The sequence below is a fragment of the Cronobacter sp. HA18006 genome (genome assembly GCF_011605445.1).
In the GTDB taxonomy this organism is placed as follows: Bacteria; Pseudomonadota; Gammaproteobacteria; order Enterobacterales; family Enterobacteriaceae; genus Cronobacter; species Cronobacter sakazakii.
In genome coordinates this window covers 1441729-1454987 of the sequence record NZ_JAANQB010000011.1, presented here as the reverse complement: position 1 = coordinate 1454987, position 13259 = coordinate 1441729, and the positions used below count along the sequence as shown (strand labels likewise).

Annotated in this window: 12 protein-coding genes and 1 pseudogene; 8 read left to right on the top strand and 5 right to left on the bottom strand. The window is 59.6% G+C overall.

The genetic code is table 11. The features are described 5' to 3' along the window. Positions 1–4 precede the first annotated feature (4 nt). Complete coding sequence (gene yeiP, locus G9X48_RS08665) at positions 5–577, bottom strand: elongation factor P-like protein YeiP (RefSeq protein WP_004387446.1); 573 nt, start codon at positions 575–577, stop codon at positions 5–7. A 191-nt stretch (positions 578–768) separates the two neighbouring features. Between yeiP and G9X48_RS08660 the strand changes: the two are divergent. Both G9X48_RS08660 and G9X48_RS08655 read left to right on the top strand, forming a co-directional pair. Continuing rightward, positions 769–1064, top strand: a pseudogene (locus G9X48_RS08660) (hypothetical protein). A 19-nt stretch (positions 1065–1083) separates the two neighbouring features. Beyond that, the gene (locus G9X48_RS08655) at positions 1084–1338 is read left to right on the top strand and encodes a YkgJ family cysteine cluster protein (protein ID WP_004387449.1); all 255 of its coding nucleotides are present in this window, start codon (positions 1084–1086) and stop codon (positions 1336–1338) included. On the opposite strand, the gene setB is transcribed toward G9X48_RS08655, so the two are convergent. Next, the gene (setB, locus tag G9X48_RS08650) at positions 1335–2516 is read right to left on the bottom strand and encodes a sugar efflux transporter SetB (RefSeq protein WP_054625897.1); all 1182 of its coding nucleotides are present in this window, start codon (positions 2514–2516) and stop codon (positions 1335–1337) included. The two genes, G9X48_RS08655 and setB, sit on opposite strands and share 4 nt — an antisense overlap. Before the next feature lie 369 nt (positions 2517–2885). On the opposite strand from setB, the gene fruB reads away from it, so the two are divergent. The 4 genes from fruB to G9X48_RS08630 all read left to right on the top strand — a co-directional run bounded on the left by fruB (position 2886) and on the right by G9X48_RS08630 (position 7628). Further along, positions 2886–4019: a fused PTS fructose transporter subunit IIA/HPr protein gene (gene fruB / locus G9X48_RS08645; RefSeq protein ID WP_007869392.1), complete on the top strand. Its 1134-nt coding sequence runs from the start codon at positions 2886–2888 to the stop codon at positions 4017–4019. After that, positions 4016–4954, top strand: a complete 939-nt coding sequence (gene fruK, locus G9X48_RS08640; RefSeq protein ID WP_004387452.1) for a 1-phosphofructokinase — start codon at positions 4016–4018, stop codon at positions 4952–4954. The genes fruB and fruK overlap by 4 nt, the downstream gene beginning before the upstream one ends. A 16-nt stretch (positions 4955–4970) precedes the next feature. After that, entirely contained in the window at positions 4971–6668 is a 1698-nt protein-coding gene (gene fruA / locus G9X48_RS08635) for a PTS fructose transporter subunit IIBC (protein WP_007869388.1), read from the top strand. A gap of 129 nt (positions 6669–6797) precedes the next feature. Further along, the gene (locus tag G9X48_RS08630; protein WP_038880011.1) at positions 6798–7628 is read left to right on the top strand and encodes a sugar phosphate isomerase/epimerase; all 831 of its coding nucleotides are present in this window, start codon (positions 6798–6800) and stop codon (positions 7626–7628) included. Here G9X48_RS08630 and nfo read toward each other — a convergent pair whose 3' ends face one another. Together nfo and G9X48_RS08620 are read right to left on the bottom strand one after the other, a co-directional pair. Next, on the bottom strand, positions 7629–8486 hold the full coding sequence (gene nfo, locus G9X48_RS08625) for a deoxyribonuclease IV (protein ID WP_038880014.1): 858 nt from the start codon (positions 8484–8486) through the stop codon (positions 7629–7631). It lies immediately after the preceding gene. A gap of 74 nt (positions 8487–8560) precedes the next feature. Then, on the bottom strand, positions 8561–9610 hold the full coding sequence (locus G9X48_RS08620; protein ID WP_038880017.1) for a YeiH family putative sulfate export transporter: 1050 nt from the start codon (positions 9608–9610) through the stop codon (positions 8561–8563). A gap of 117 nt (positions 9611–9727) precedes the next feature. Between G9X48_RS08620 and yieE the strand changes: the two genes are divergently transcribed. Together yieE and G9X48_RS08610 are read left to right on the top strand one after the other, a co-directional pair. Further along, complete coding sequence (yieE, locus tag G9X48_RS08615) at positions 9728–10594, top strand: DNA-binding transcriptional regulator YeiE (RefSeq protein WP_007851261.1); 867 nt, start codon at positions 9728–9730, stop codon at positions 10592–10594. 186 nt (positions 10595–10780) lie between these two features. Next, entirely contained in the window at positions 10781–12250 is a 1470-nt protein-coding gene (locus tag G9X48_RS08610; protein WP_032968931.1) for an amino acid permease, read from the top strand. Between the two features lie 170 nt (positions 12251–12420). Here the strand turns inward: G9X48_RS08610 and fghA are convergent, their stop codons facing one another. Then, a complete protein-coding gene (gene fghA / locus G9X48_RS08605; protein WP_038880019.1) occupies positions 12421–13251 on the bottom strand; it encodes an S-formylglutathione hydrolase in 831 nt (276 codons plus the stop codon). Between the last annotated feature and the right edge of the window lie 8 nt (positions 13252–13259).

Here is a 13259-nt window from a genome sequence, read left to right as displayed (position 1 = left end):
GCGATTACTCGGCGCGGCCCATATAGCGGCGCTCGGCGATATGCACGCGGATTTTTTCACCGGCGCTCAGGTATTCCGGCACCTGAATCACAACGCCCGTAGAGAGCGTGGCAGGCTTGGAGCGGGCACTCGCGGAGGCGCCTTTGATGCCCGGCGCGGTTTCGACGATTTCCAGATCCACCGTCTGCGGCAGTTCGAGCGCCAGCAGCTGGCCGTCCCAGGTCAGCACCTGCATGTCCGGCATACCGCCTTCCGGCATAAACAGCAGCTCTTCTTCAATCTGGTCTTTGGTAAAGGTATACGGCGTATAATCTTCTTTATCCATAAAGACATATTCGTTGCCGTCGACATAGGAGAAATCGACAAAGCGACGGGTCAGCGTAATGGTGTCCAGAATATCGTCGCCTTTAAAACGCTCTTCCACTTTCTGCCCGGTACGGACATCAGAGAAGCGCATTTTGTACAGCGTAGCCGCGCCGCGCGCGCTCGGCGACTGAATATCGATATCTTTCACAATCAGCAGTTTGCCGTTGTAATTCAGCACCATACCTTTTTTAATTTCATTCGCTCTTGGCATCGACGTGTCCTGTTAAGCTGGAATATGCAAAATATCGCGACAAGTTACTCGCGAGGCACGCGCCAGGCAAGCGGAATTACGTACATTGCGAGACGTACCGAAAAAGTCCCGCGCGGTGAGTTTTTCGACATCAGTGCTGTACCCGGCGAGGCAAAACGCTACAATGCCCGCCTTTCACGCGAGGAGCCGCCATGCCGATTTCCATCCGTCATGTCCTGCCTGAAGAAACGGCTACCGTTTATCGGCTGATCCCGGAGTTCGCCGGCCTGCATGCTGCGCAGGCTATCCGCCAGCGTATCGGCGAGCGCGTCGCCTGCGCGCTGGTGGCGTATGACGGTGCAGAGCCGGTGGGCTTTACGCTCGGCTATGAATCGGGGCCATGCTGAAGCTGCTTGTCCGCAACGGTTACCAGGTCATCGGGCTGGAAAAGAAGGGCGAGGTGGCAGACTACCGGCTGCTGCCTGAAAAAACACTGACCGACGCCTGAGCGTCGTCACGGAGAATGTATGGAATGTCGCCCCGACTGCGGTGCCTGCTGCACCGCACCGTCGATCTCAAGCCCGATCCCGGGCATGCCCGACGGCAAACCGGCCAATACGCCCTGCGTCCAGCTCGACGAACGCCTGCGCTGTAAGCTGTTCGGCTCGCCGCTGCGCCCGAAAGTGTGCGGCGGCCTTCAGCCTTCGAAAGAGATGTGCGGCGAAAGCCGGCACGAGGCGATGACCTTTCTTATTCACCTTGAGGCGCTGACCGCGCCTTAAACGTCCTTAATGCGCCACAAACACCAGACCGCGCCTGCGGTCATCGCCAGCGCCACATAAAACACCGCGTGGTAGTTGAGAATTTCCGCAATCACGCCCGCAAGCGACCCGGCGATGATCCAGCCCACGCGCGTGGTGTTGGTGTACAGCGTGGTCGCCGCACCCGCCTGGCCTGGCATTAGATCCTGAAAATAGAGCATGCCGATACCGGCCAGAATGCCGATATAAATGGCGTTCAGCAGCTGTAAAGCCAGCAGCAGCGCCGGGCTGTGCAGCGTCAGCATGCCGAGATAAAACAGCACGCCTGCCGCCACCGCGACCCGCATCAGAAAGCGTTTGCCGAATTTACGGGCGTAGAAGCCTGCAATCAGCATCACCGGGATCTCAAGCCCGGCGGCAGCGCCCATCATCACGCCCGCCAGTTTTTCCGGCAGGCGCAGCTCGTTAATCAGATACAGCGGCATATTAATAATGTAGAGGCTGTTGGTGCCCCACATCAGCGTACACATCGAAAAGAGCAACAGCGCGTCGCGCCGGTTACGGCGCGGCGCTTCCAGCGGCGCGGCGGTCGCGAGCGGTTCTTTGCGCATCGACGGTAAAAAGCACCAGACCATCAGCGCGCACAGAACAAACGCCGCCGCGGCGCTGACATACATCACCTGAAAGCCGAATCCCATCGCCAGCGCATACGCCAGCGGCGGCCCCACCACCCAGGCGAGCGATACCTGCGCGCGCAGCACCGAGCTGAACATCACCGCCTCGCGCCCGGTGCGATCGGCATGCTCGCGCGCCAGCGCGAACATCTGCGGGTTGGCGGTAGAACCAAAACTGCTCAGGAACACGCCGACAAACAGCAAAATGAAATAGTTGCGGTTCCAGGCAAACAACAGGCACGCCAGCGCGCCCAGCAGGCAGCAGGCGAAAATCAGGGATTTACGGTCGCCCTTGCGATCCGAGCGCCCGGCCAGAAACTGGCTGACGAAAATGCCGATAATCGCGCTACCGGTAAAAAAGAAGCCGACCATCGCCGGACGCGCGTGTACCTCTTCCGTCAGAAACAGGCTCAGCGTCGGGGTTTGCAGCGCGCCCGCGATACCGGTGAGAAAAGCAACGATCAGAAACGAGGCTGACGTGAAATCGAGCGGACGCCGCGGGGCCGCGAGGGAGTCGTTTTGCATAGCGTAAGCAGTATCGGTAAAGAAGGGGCGGAGTTTACGCCTCTTGTCATTATTTGAACAGCAACCCGACGCCACGACGCCACAAAAAATCAAAATAGCATTTCATAATCATTTTGCCGCTTTGCTGAAGCGAGCTGAACCATCCCTGAAAAAAGCTGAACCTGGCACCCGCCGCGTTTCACTAAAGGGTGAAATGTGCGGGATCTCTAATATTCAACACGTGAATAACGGCTTTTCTTGCGCACAGAGCGCGGAGAATGCAGACTTTCTTGAAACGTTTCAGCGTTGTCTCGCTTTGCTCATTTGGCGTGACAACGCTCTTTTTCTCACAACGGCTGAAACGATTCGGGTTCAGCAAGCGAGGAGACCATGTTCCAGTTATCTGTTCAGGATATCCATCCCGGCGCTCATGCCGGAGATAAAGAAGCCGCGATTCGTCAGGTTGCTGACGCGCTGGTGAAAGCGGGCAACGTCAGCGCCGGTTATGTTGACGGCATGCTGGCCCGCGAGAAGCAAACCTCAACCTTCTTAGGCAACGGCATCGCCATTCCCCACGGGACGACGGACACGCGCGATCAGGTGCTGAAAACCGGCGTCCAGGTGTTTCAGTTCCCGCAGGGCGTCGCCTGGGGCGACGATCAGGTAGCGTACGTCGCTATCGGCATCGCGGCCAGCTCCGATGAACACTTAGGCCTGCTGCGTCAGCTCACCCATGTGCTGAGCGACGATGCGATTGCTGAACAGCTGAAAACCGCGACCACCGCCGAAGAGCTGCGTGCGCTGCTGATGGGCGAGAAGCAAAGCGCGGGCATGAAACTGGACAACGACACCCTCACGCTTGACGTTGCGGCCACGAGCCTTGTGACGTTACAGGCGCTGAACGCCGGTCGTCTCAGCGAAGCGGGCGCGGTGGATGCGGAGTTCGTAAGCCATGTGATTAACGCTAAACCGCTGAACCTCGGCCAGGGCGTCTGGCTTGCTGACAGCGCGCAGGGCAACCTCGCCAGCGCGGTCGCGGTGAGCCGTCCGGCGCAGCCGTTCACGCAGGATGGCGAAAACGTCGGCCTGCTGCTGACGGTCGCGGTCGCTGACGATCAGCCGCTGCAGGTACTGGGCCGCGTCAGCGAACTGCTGATCGCGAACAAAGCTGACCGTCTGCTGAACGCCGACGCCGCCACGCTGCTGACGCTGCTGACCAGCGATGACGCGCCAGGCGAAGATGTGCTGAGCGCCGAATTCACCGTGCGTAACGAGCACGGCCTGCATGCTCGTCCGGGCACGGTGCTTGTGAACACCATCAAACAGTTCAATAGCGATGTCACCGTCACCAACCTCGACGGCACCGGTAAACCGGCGAATGGCCGCAGCCTGATGAAAGTCGTGGCGCTCGGCGTTAAGAAAGGCCATCGCCTGCGCTTTACCGCACAGGGCGACGATGCGCAGGCGGCGCTGGACGCCATCGGCGAAGCCATCAACGCGGGTCTCGGGGAGGGCGCAGCATGAGCAGACGTGTCGCCACTATTACTCTCAACCCGGCATATGACCTGGTAGGTTACTGCGCAGAGATTGAGCGCGGCGAAGTTAACCTCGTGCGGACCACCGGCCTGCACGCTGCGGGTAAAGGCATTAACGTCGCCAAAGTGCTCAAAGATTTAGGTATCGACGTCACCGTGGGCGGTTTTCTCGGTAAAGATAACCAGGACGGCTTTCAGCAGCTGTTCAGCGAACTTGGCATCGCCAACCGTTTCCAGGTGGTGCAGGGCCGTACCCGCATTAACGTCAAACTGACGGAAAAAGACGGCGAAGTGACCGACCTTAACTTCTCCGGTTTTGAAGTGACGCCTGCCGACTGGGAGCGTTTCGTTAATGACTCCTTAACCTGGCTTGGCCAGTTCGACATGGTGTGCGTCAGCGGCAGCCTGCCATCGGGCGTTTCTCCGGAAGCGTTTACCGACTGGATGACCCGTCTGCGAAGCCAGTGTCCGTGCATTATCTTCGACAGCAGCCGTGAGGCGCTGGTCGCGGGGCTGAAAGCCGCGCCGTGGCTGGTGAAACCGAATCGCCGCGAGCTGGAGATCTGGGCTGGCCGCAAGCTGCCGGAACTCAAAGATGTTATCGAGGCGGCTCACGCGCTTCGCGAACAGGGTATCGCCCATGTGGTGATCTCTCTGGGCGCGGAAGGGGCGCTGTGGGTAAACGCGTCGGGTGAATGGATCGCCAAACCGCCGTCCTGTGACGTCGTCAGTACGGTTGGGGCAGGGGATTCCATGGTTGGCGGTCTGATCTACGGCTTGCTGATGCGTGAATCCAGTGAACATACCCTACGTCTTGCAACGGCGGTGGCGGCGCTGGCGGTCAGCCAGAGCAACGTCGGCATCACCGACAGGACACAGTTGGCCGCAATGATGGCGCGTGTCGACTTAAAACCCTTCCACTAACAGCAGGAGAGGCATAATGAAAACGCTGCTGATTATCGAGCCCGGGTGTGGACAGGCCCGCGCTTATATGGCGAAAACGCTGCTTGGTGCCGCCGCGCAAAAAGCACAGCTGGAATTAACCGATAACCCGAACGATGCGGAACTGGCGATTGTTATCGGCAGTGCCGTACCGGCAGACGCATCCCTGAATGGCAAAAAGGTTTACCTCGGCGATATTAATCGCGCCGTGGCGCACCCGGAGCTGTTTTTAAGCGAAGCGAAATCGAATGCGAAGGCGTATACCGCGCCTGTCGCTGCCGCGCCTGCGGCAAGCGTAAACGCCAGCGGCCCGAAACGCATTGTGGCGGTCACGGCCTGCCCGACCGGCGTGGCGCACACCTTTATGGCGGCGGAAGCAATTGAAACCGAAGCCAAAAAACGCGGCTGGTGGGTGAAAGTGGAAACGCGCGGCTCTGTCGGCGCGGGGAACGCGATTACGCCGGAAGAAGTGGCGCAGGCGGATCTGGTCATCGTGGCGGCGGACATCGAAGTGGATCTGGCGAAATTCGCCGGGAAGCCGATGTATCGCACCTCAACGGGTCTGGCGCTGAAGAAAACCGCGCAGGAATTCGACAAAGCGGTGGCGGAAGCCAAACCGTATCAGCCAGCAGGCGCAGGCACCGTGGCGACCGATAAAAAAGAGCAGGGCGGCGCAGGTCCGTACCGTCATCTGTTGACCGGCGTCTCCTATATGCTGCCAATGGTGGTGGCGGGCGGTCTGCTGATTGCGCTCTCGTTTGTGTTCGGCATCGAAGCCTTTAAACAGGAAGGAACGCTGGCGGCAGCGCTGATGAAAATCGGTGGCGGCTCCGCGTTTGCCCTGATGGTGCCGGTACTGGCTGGTTATATCGCGTTCTCCATCGCCGACCGTCCGGGCCTCACGCCGGGTCTTATCGGCGGTATGCTGGCGGTCAGCACCGGTTCCGGCTTTATCGGCGGCATCATCGCCGGTTTCCTGGCCGGTTACGTGGCGAAAGCCATCAGCGGCAAAGTGAAGCTGCCGCAGAGCATGGAGGCGCTGAAGCCCATCCTTATCATTCCGCTGTTCTCCAGCCTGATTGTGGGTCTGGCGATGATTTACGTGATCGGTACGCCGGTGGCTAAAATCCTGGCGGGCCTGACCGCATGGCTGCAGGGCATGGGTACGGCGAACGCCGTCCTGCTGGGCGCTATCCTCGGTGCCATGATGTGTACCGATATGGGCGGCCCGGTGAACAAAGCGGCGTATGCGTTTGGCGTGGGGCTGCTGAGTTCCCAGGTCTATGCGCCGATGGCGGCGATCATGGCGGCCGGTATGGTTCCGCCGCTGGCGATGGGTATCGCTACCCTGGTGGCGCGTCGTAAATTCGACAAAGGCCAGCAGGAGGGCGGCAAAGCGGCGCTGGTGCTGGGCCTGTGCTTTATCTCCGAAGGCGCAATCCCGTTCGCGGCGCGTGACCCGATGCGTGTGATCCCCTGCTGTATCGTGGGCGGCGCGCTGACTGGCGCTATCTCTATGGCGATTGGCGCGAAACTTATGGCGCCGCACGGCGGTCTGTTCGTCCTGCTGATCCCGGGCGCTATCAGCCCGGTGCTGGGCTACCTGCTCGCCATTGTGGCAGGTTCGCTGCTGGCGGGGCTGGTGTATGCCTTCCTGAAGCGTCCTGAAAGCGAACTGGCGGCGAAAGCGGCCTGATGCTGATAACTCCCTGCTCCGGCAGGGAGTTTTTTTATCCCCTCTGTCACTCCCCGTTACACGCCTTTTTTGCCCTCTGCGCCATTTGCGTCAACACTTAAGTTTTTGTATCGCTTAAAGGAGGACGCTGTGCTGCGCTCAATCGCCACGCTGTGTGTCGCCGGAACCCTGCCGAAAAAACTGCGCGCCATCGCGCAGGCCGGTTTCGACGGCGTCGAGATATTTGAACCCGATTTCACGGAGTGGGGTGAAAGCCCGGCGCGGCTGGCTACGCTGTGCCGCGAGCTGGGCTTAACCATTTTTCTTTATCAGCCGCTGCGTAACGTTGACGGCGTGCCGCAGGAGGCGTGGCCGCAAACGCGCGAGCGCGCGTACCGCACGTTTGAGACGATGCGCGAAATGGGCTGCCGCAGTCTGCTGGTGTGCAGCAATCTGGAGGCGGACAGCAGCGCCGATCCGGCGCGGCAGACGGAGGATTTAGCGCGCCTCGCGGAGATCGCGGCCGAGTTTGACGCGCGGGTGGGGTATGAGGCGCTCGCCTGGGGCCGCCATGTGAACCGCTATACGCAGGCCTGGGAGCGGGTGAGAGCCGTGGATCATCCGGCGCTCGGCCTGGTGTTAGACAGCTTTCACGTGCTGGCGCGCGGAGATACGCTGGCGCTTAAGGGCATTGCGCCTGAGAAAATCTTTTTTACGCAGTTCGCCGATGCGCCGCATAAGGATTTACCGCTGGAGGCGTGGAGCCGTCACTTTCGCGCGTATCCGGGCGAAGGCAGCCTGCCGGTGGTGGATTTCGCGCGCACATTAATGGCGAGCGGATATCAGGGGCCGTGGTCGCTTGAGGTGTTCAGCGATACGTGGCAGCAGGCACCCGCCGAAGAGAGCGCCCGCGCCGGGTTGGCTTCGCTGAACTGGCTTGCGGCGCAGCTTGAAGCGCCGCGCCGCGAGGGAGAGGCGTAATTACGCCTGCGCGCCGCCCGTTTGCTGGGCCTTCAGCCAGGCGATTTCTTCATTCCAGATATCGGGATTAATGGTTTCCAGAATCAGCGGAATGTTGTCGAAATGCGGTTGCTGCATGATCCAGCGAAACGGCGTAAAGCCGATATTGCCTTCGCCCAGGCTGTGGTGTCGGTCGACGCGGCTTGCGAAAGTACTTTTGGCGTCATTGAGGTGCATCCCGCGCAGATATTGAAAGCCGACGATGCGGTCGAATTCGGCGAAGGTTTTCTCGCAGTCTTCTTCGGTGCGCAGATCGTAACCCGCGGCGAAGGCGTGGCAGGTATCAATGCACACGCCGACGCGGGATTTGTCTTCCACCTGATCGATAATCGCCGCCAGATGCTCAAAGCGGAAACCGAGGTTGCTGCCCTGACCTGCGGTGTTTTCAATCACCGCCGTCACGCCTTCGGTTTTATCGAGCGCGATATTTACCGACTCGGCGATGCGCGACAAACACGCCTCTTCGCTTATCTGCTGAAGGTGGCTGCCGGGGTGGAAGTTCAGCAGCGTCAGGCCGAGTTGCGCGCAGCGCGCCAGCTCGTCGATAAACGCCGCGCGGGATTTCTCCAGCGCTTCCGGCTCCGGGTGGCCTAAGTTAATCAGAAAACTGTCGTGCGGCAGGATCTGACCGGGGCCGTAGCCATGCTTGCGGCAGGCGGCTTTGAACTCGTCGATGACGGCAGGCGTCAGCGCCGCCGCGCGCCACTGGCGCTGGTTTTTGGTAAACAGCGCAAAGGCTGTCGCGCCAATTTCCGCCGCGCGGGCCGGGGCGTTCGCCACCCCGCCCGATGCGCTGACGTGCGCGCCTATAAACTTCATCGTTTTCTCCTGTCATACCCGCAAAAGGGGGAACGTTTTATCATAGCGGACAGAGCAGGGAAAGGCGTGCCGCTTTATGCCAGCAGATGCGTGACCGCGAGATTAATCGCGCCACCGCCCACAATCAGCCAGACGAAGAGCACCAGCGCCATCAGCAGCGGACGCACACCGGCATTTTTCAGCGCGCTGACGTGCGTCGTAAGGCCGAGCGCCGCCATCGCCATCGCGAGCAGAATGGTGTCGAGCGTCACCAGCGTCTGCACGACCGCCTGCGGCAGCAGATGCAGGGAGTTAAACGCCGCGACCACAATAAACAGCAGGGCGAACCACGGAATGGTAATCTTGCCCGCTTTCTCGCCATTGCGTGGAGAGAGCTGTTTTACCCGGCCTGCCAGCAGCAGAAGGAACGGGGCCAGCATCATCACGCGGAGCATTTTGGCAATCACCGCCGCGTTTTCGGTGTCCGGGCTGACCGCATGGCCTGCCGCGACCACCTGTGCCACTTCATGCACCGTTGAGCCGATATACACGCCAAACGTCTGTTCGCTAAACCACGGCGAAAGCCACGGCCACAGCAGCGGGTAGACAAAAATCGCGAGCGTACCGAAAATCACGACCGTCGCCACCGCCACGGTGACTTTGCTCGCCTGCGCTTTCACCACCGGCTCGGTCGCCAGCACCGCCGCGGCACCGCAGATGCTACTGCCCGCGCCAATCAGCCAGCTGGTTTCACGGTCAAGCTTAAACACTTTCTGCCCGAGCCAGCAGGCGAGAGTAAAGGTGCTGGCGAGCGTCAGAATGTCCACCAGAATGCCGCTGGCACCCACGTCGGCTATCTGCCAGAAGGTGAGACGAAACCCGTACAGAATAATGCCCAGGCGCAGCAGATGCTGTTTGGCGAACAGCACGCCGCCGTCGCAGTGGGTATGGATTTTCGGGTACAGCGTATTGCCGATAATCATCCCGCCGAGAATGGCCACGGTCAGCGCGCTAAAACCCGCGTTACCTACGGCCGGAATCGCGCCGATCCAGATAGCGGCGGCGGTGAGTAAACCGGTCAGCGCCAGACCCGGCAAGAAATGCATAAGCCCATGATGGCGTTCGGAATAAGTCAGTGTGGTCATCGCGTCCTCCTGTTATGGAATAAGCTTATGCCGTTCTGGTATAAAATTAAAATTGATTATATATTTATAATTAATCTTAATAAGTGGTAAGCACGGTTGCGTTCGCACGAGGTCATCATGCACATCACCTTACGCCAGCTGGAAGTGTTCGCCGAAGTCCTGAAAAGCGGCTCGACGACCCAGGCCTCTCAGATGTTGTCCCTCTCCCAGTCCGCCGTCAGCGCGGCGCTCACCGATCTGGAAGGCCAGCTCGGCGTGCAGCTTTTTGACCGCGTCGGCAAGCGGCTGGTTGTCAATGAACACGGGCGGCTGTTATATCCGCGCACCGTGGCGCTGCTGGAGCAGGCGGGCGAAATCGAGCGGCTGTTTCGCAACGACAATGGCGCTATCCGCGTTTACGCCAGTAGCACCATCGGCAACTATATTCTGCCGGAAATCATTGCCCGCTATCGCCGCGACTTTCCGGATCTGCCGCTGGAGATGAGCGTCGGCAACAGTCTCGACGTGGTGCAGGCGGTGTGCGATTTTCGCGTGGATATCGGGCTTATCGAAGGGCCGTGCCATATGGCAGAAATCGTGGCGCAGCCGTGGCTTGAGGATGAACTGGTGGTGTTCGCCTCGCCCGCAAGCCCCTTGCTGGAAGGCGAAGTGACGCTGGAACGGCTCGCCGCCATGCCGTGGATTTTGCGCGAGAAAGGCTCCGGCACGCGCGAAATTGTCGATTATCTGCTGCTGTCACATTTGCCGCAGTTTCGCCTCAGCATGGAGCTTGGCAACTCGGAAGCGATTAAACACGCGGTGCGCCACGGGCTTGGCGTGAGCTGCCTGTCGCGACGGGTGATCGCCGAGCAGCTGGAAACCGGCTCGCTGGTTGAAGTGAAAGTGCCGCTGCCGCCGCTGGTGCGCACGCTTTACCGCATCCATCACCGTCAAAAACATCTCTCCAGCGCGCTGGCGCGTTTTTTGCGCTATTGCGAACTCTGATTTCGCGGAGCGCGTCACACGGCGCGCTCATTATCAGTTTTTTTCCTCTCAACGCCCCGATTCGCTGCTTTACTTATAATCCTTGAGCGATCATGAAGCTCTCTTATAACCGCGTATTTCCACCAGGCGCTTAGCGGCAACTCTGCTACAATCGCGCCTCTTTTGATGGATGGGCATTATTTTTATATGGTTTCCGAATCTAAAACCACACAAGCGCCTGCGCTGCGTCGCGAACTGAAGGCGCGCCACCTGACCATGATCGCCATTGGCGGCTCCATCGGCACAGGACTTTTTGTCGCTTCCGGTGCGACCATTTCTCAGGCGGGCCCGGGGGGCGCGCTGTTGTCCTATATTCTCATCGGTCTGATGGTCTATTTCCTGATGACGAGCCTCGGCGAGCTGGCAGCCTATATGCCGGTCTCCGGCTCGTTTTCTACTTACGGCCAGAAATATGTCGAAGAAGGCTTCGGCTTCGCGCTCGGCTGGAACTACTGGTACAACTGGGCGGTGACCATCGCGGTTGACCTCGTGGCGTCACAACTGGTGATGAGCTACTGGTTCCCGGACACGCCCGGCTGGATCTGGAGCGCGCTGTTCCTCGGCATCATGTTCCTGCTGAACGTGATCTCCGTGAAAGGCTTTGGCGAAGCGGAATACTGGTTCTCATTAATCAAAGTCGCCACCGTGATTATCTTTATCCTGGTGGGCGTCGCGATGATCGTCGGTATTTTCAAAGGGGCAGCGCCGGCCGGCTGGAGCAACTGGGCTATCGGCGATGCGCCGTTCGCGGGCGGTTTCTCGGCGATGATAGGCGTGGCGATGATTGTCGGCTTCTCCTTCCAGGGCACCGAGCTTATCGGCATCGCGGCGGGTGAATCCGAGGAGCCGGAGAAAAACATTCCGCGCGCGGTGCGTCAGGTGTTCTGGCGTATCCTGCTGTTCTATGTGTTCGCGATTCTGATTATCAGCCTGATTATTCCGTACACCGATCCGAGCCTTTTGCGTAACGACGTGAAAGATATCAGCGTCAGCCCGTTTACGCTGGTGTTCCAGCATGCCGGTTTGCTGGGCGCAGCGGCGATTATGAACGCGGTGATTTTGACGGCGGTGCTGTCTGCGGGTAACTCCGGGATGTATGCCTCCACGCGTATGCTCTATACGCTCGCCTGTGACGGCAAAGCGCCGCGCATTTTCGCGAAGCTGTCGAAAGGCGGCGTGCCGCGCAACGCGCTGTACGCGACGACGGTTATCGCCGGTCTGTGCTTCCTGACGTCAATGTTTGGTAACCAAACGGTCTATCTGTGGCTGCTGAACACCTCCGGCATGACGGGCTTTATCGCCTGGCTGGGTATCGCCATCAGCCATTACCGTTTCCGTCGCGGCTATGTGTTGCAGGGCAATGACATTAACGATCTGCCGTATCGTTCCGGCTTCTTCCCGCTGGGCCCGATTTTCGCCTTTGTGCTGTGCCTGATTATTACGCTCGGCCAGAACTATCAGGCGTTCCTTGCGGACACCATCGACTGGGCAGCCGTTGCGGCCACCTATATTGGCATTCCGCTGTTCCTGATTATCTGGTTTGGTTACAAGCTGGTGAAGGGCTCCCGTTTCGTGCGTTACCGCGATATGGAATTCCCTGAGCATCTGAAGAAATAAAGAAAAGGGCGCGTAAAGCGCCCTTTTTTATGGGGTTTTTCTGGGGGACGGCGGGTGCGCTGCGCTTACCCGCCCTACATACCTGTCGCACCTTTATCGTAGGGTGGGTAAGCGCAGCGCACCCACCGCGTACCGCATTACGACCTTTGAATCACACCCACCACACTCTGTTAACGCAGATGCTGCGCGTGGAAACGCAAATGCTCTTCAATAAACGTGGCGATAAAATAGTAGCTGTGGTCGTAACCCGGCTGCATACGCAACGTTAACGGCCAGCCCGCCTCGCGCGCCGCTTCGTCAAGCCGCTCCGGCTGAAGCTGCTCGCCGAAAAACGGATCATTGTCGCCCTGATCGATAAGCGTCGGGATCGCGTTTTCCGCAGACGCCTGCTCCATCAGCGCGCAGCTGTCCCACGCGCGCCACTGACTCTCGTCATCACCCAGATACGCGGCAAACGCTTTTTTGCCCCACGGCACCCCGGCCGGGTTCACTATCGGCGCAAACGCCGACACTGAGCTAAAACGCCCCGGATTTTTCAGCGCCATGATAAGCGCGCCGTGGCCGCCCATCGAATGTCCGCTAATCGCCGCCTTCGGTGCCAGCGTAAAGTTTTCCGCCAGCACCTTCGGTAACTCCTCGCTGAGGTAATCAAACATCCGGTAATGCGCGGCCCACGGTGCTTCGGTGGCGTTCAGGTAAAAGCCTGCGCCTTTGCCGAGATCGTAACCGGCATCATCCGCCACCGCGTCGCCGCGCGGGCTGGTATCCGGCATTACCAGCGCCAGCCCCAGCTCAGCGGCGACCCGCTGCGCGCCCGCTTTGGTGGTGAAATTCTCATCGCTACAGGTCAGCCCGGACAGCCACCACACCACCGGCGGCGGCGTCTGCGCGTCGGGCGGGAGATAGATGCTGAAGGTCATCGGGCAGTTAAGCACGCGGGAGTCGTGACGCCAGCGCTGTTGTAAACCGCCAAAACAGCGGTGTTCTTCGAGCAGTTCCATAGTGGCTC

Bases quoted from the DNA above. Each gene is read 5' to 3' on its own strand.
- G9X48_RS08620 (WP_038880017.1), bottom strand. From the start codon at position 9,610: ATGACCACACTGACTTATTCCGAACGCCATCATGGGCTTATGCATTTC.
- yeiP (WP_004387446.1), bottom strand. From the start codon at position 577: ATGCCAAGAGCGAATGAAATTAAAAAAGGTATGGTGCTGAATTACAAC.
- G9X48_RS08610 (WP_032968931.1), top strand. From the start codon at position 10,781: ATGGTTTCCGAATCTAAAACCACACAAGCGCCTGCGCTGCGTCGCGAA.
- fruK (WP_004387452.1), top strand. From the start codon at position 4,016: ATGAGCAGACGTGTCGCCACTATTACTCTCAACCCGGCATATGACCTG.
- setB (WP_054625897.1), bottom strand. From the start codon at position 2,516: ATGCAAAACGACTCCCTCGCGGCCCCGCGGCGTCCGCTCGATTTCACG.
- nfo (WP_038880014.1), bottom strand. From the start codon at position 8,486: ATGAAGTTTATAGGCGCGCACGTCAGCGCATCGGGCGGGGTGGCGAAC.
- G9X48_RS08655 (WP_004387449.1), top strand. From the start codon at position 1,084: ATGGAATGTCGCCCCGACTGCGGTGCCTGCTGCACCGCACCGTCGATC.
- fghA (WP_038880019.1), bottom strand. From the start codon at position 13,251: ATGGAACTGCTCGAAGAACACCGCTGTTTTGGCGGTTTACAACAGCGC.
- yieE (WP_007851261.1), top strand. From the start codon at position 9,728: ATGCACATCACCTTACGCCAGCTGGAAGTGTTCGCCGAAGTCCTGAAA.
- fruA (WP_007869388.1), top strand. From the start codon at position 4,971: ATGAAAACGCTGCTGATTATCGAGCCCGGGTGTGGACAGGCCCGCGCT.
- fruB (WP_007869392.1), top strand. From the start codon at position 2,886: ATGTTCCAGTTATCTGTTCAGGATATCCATCCCGGCGCTCATGCCGGA.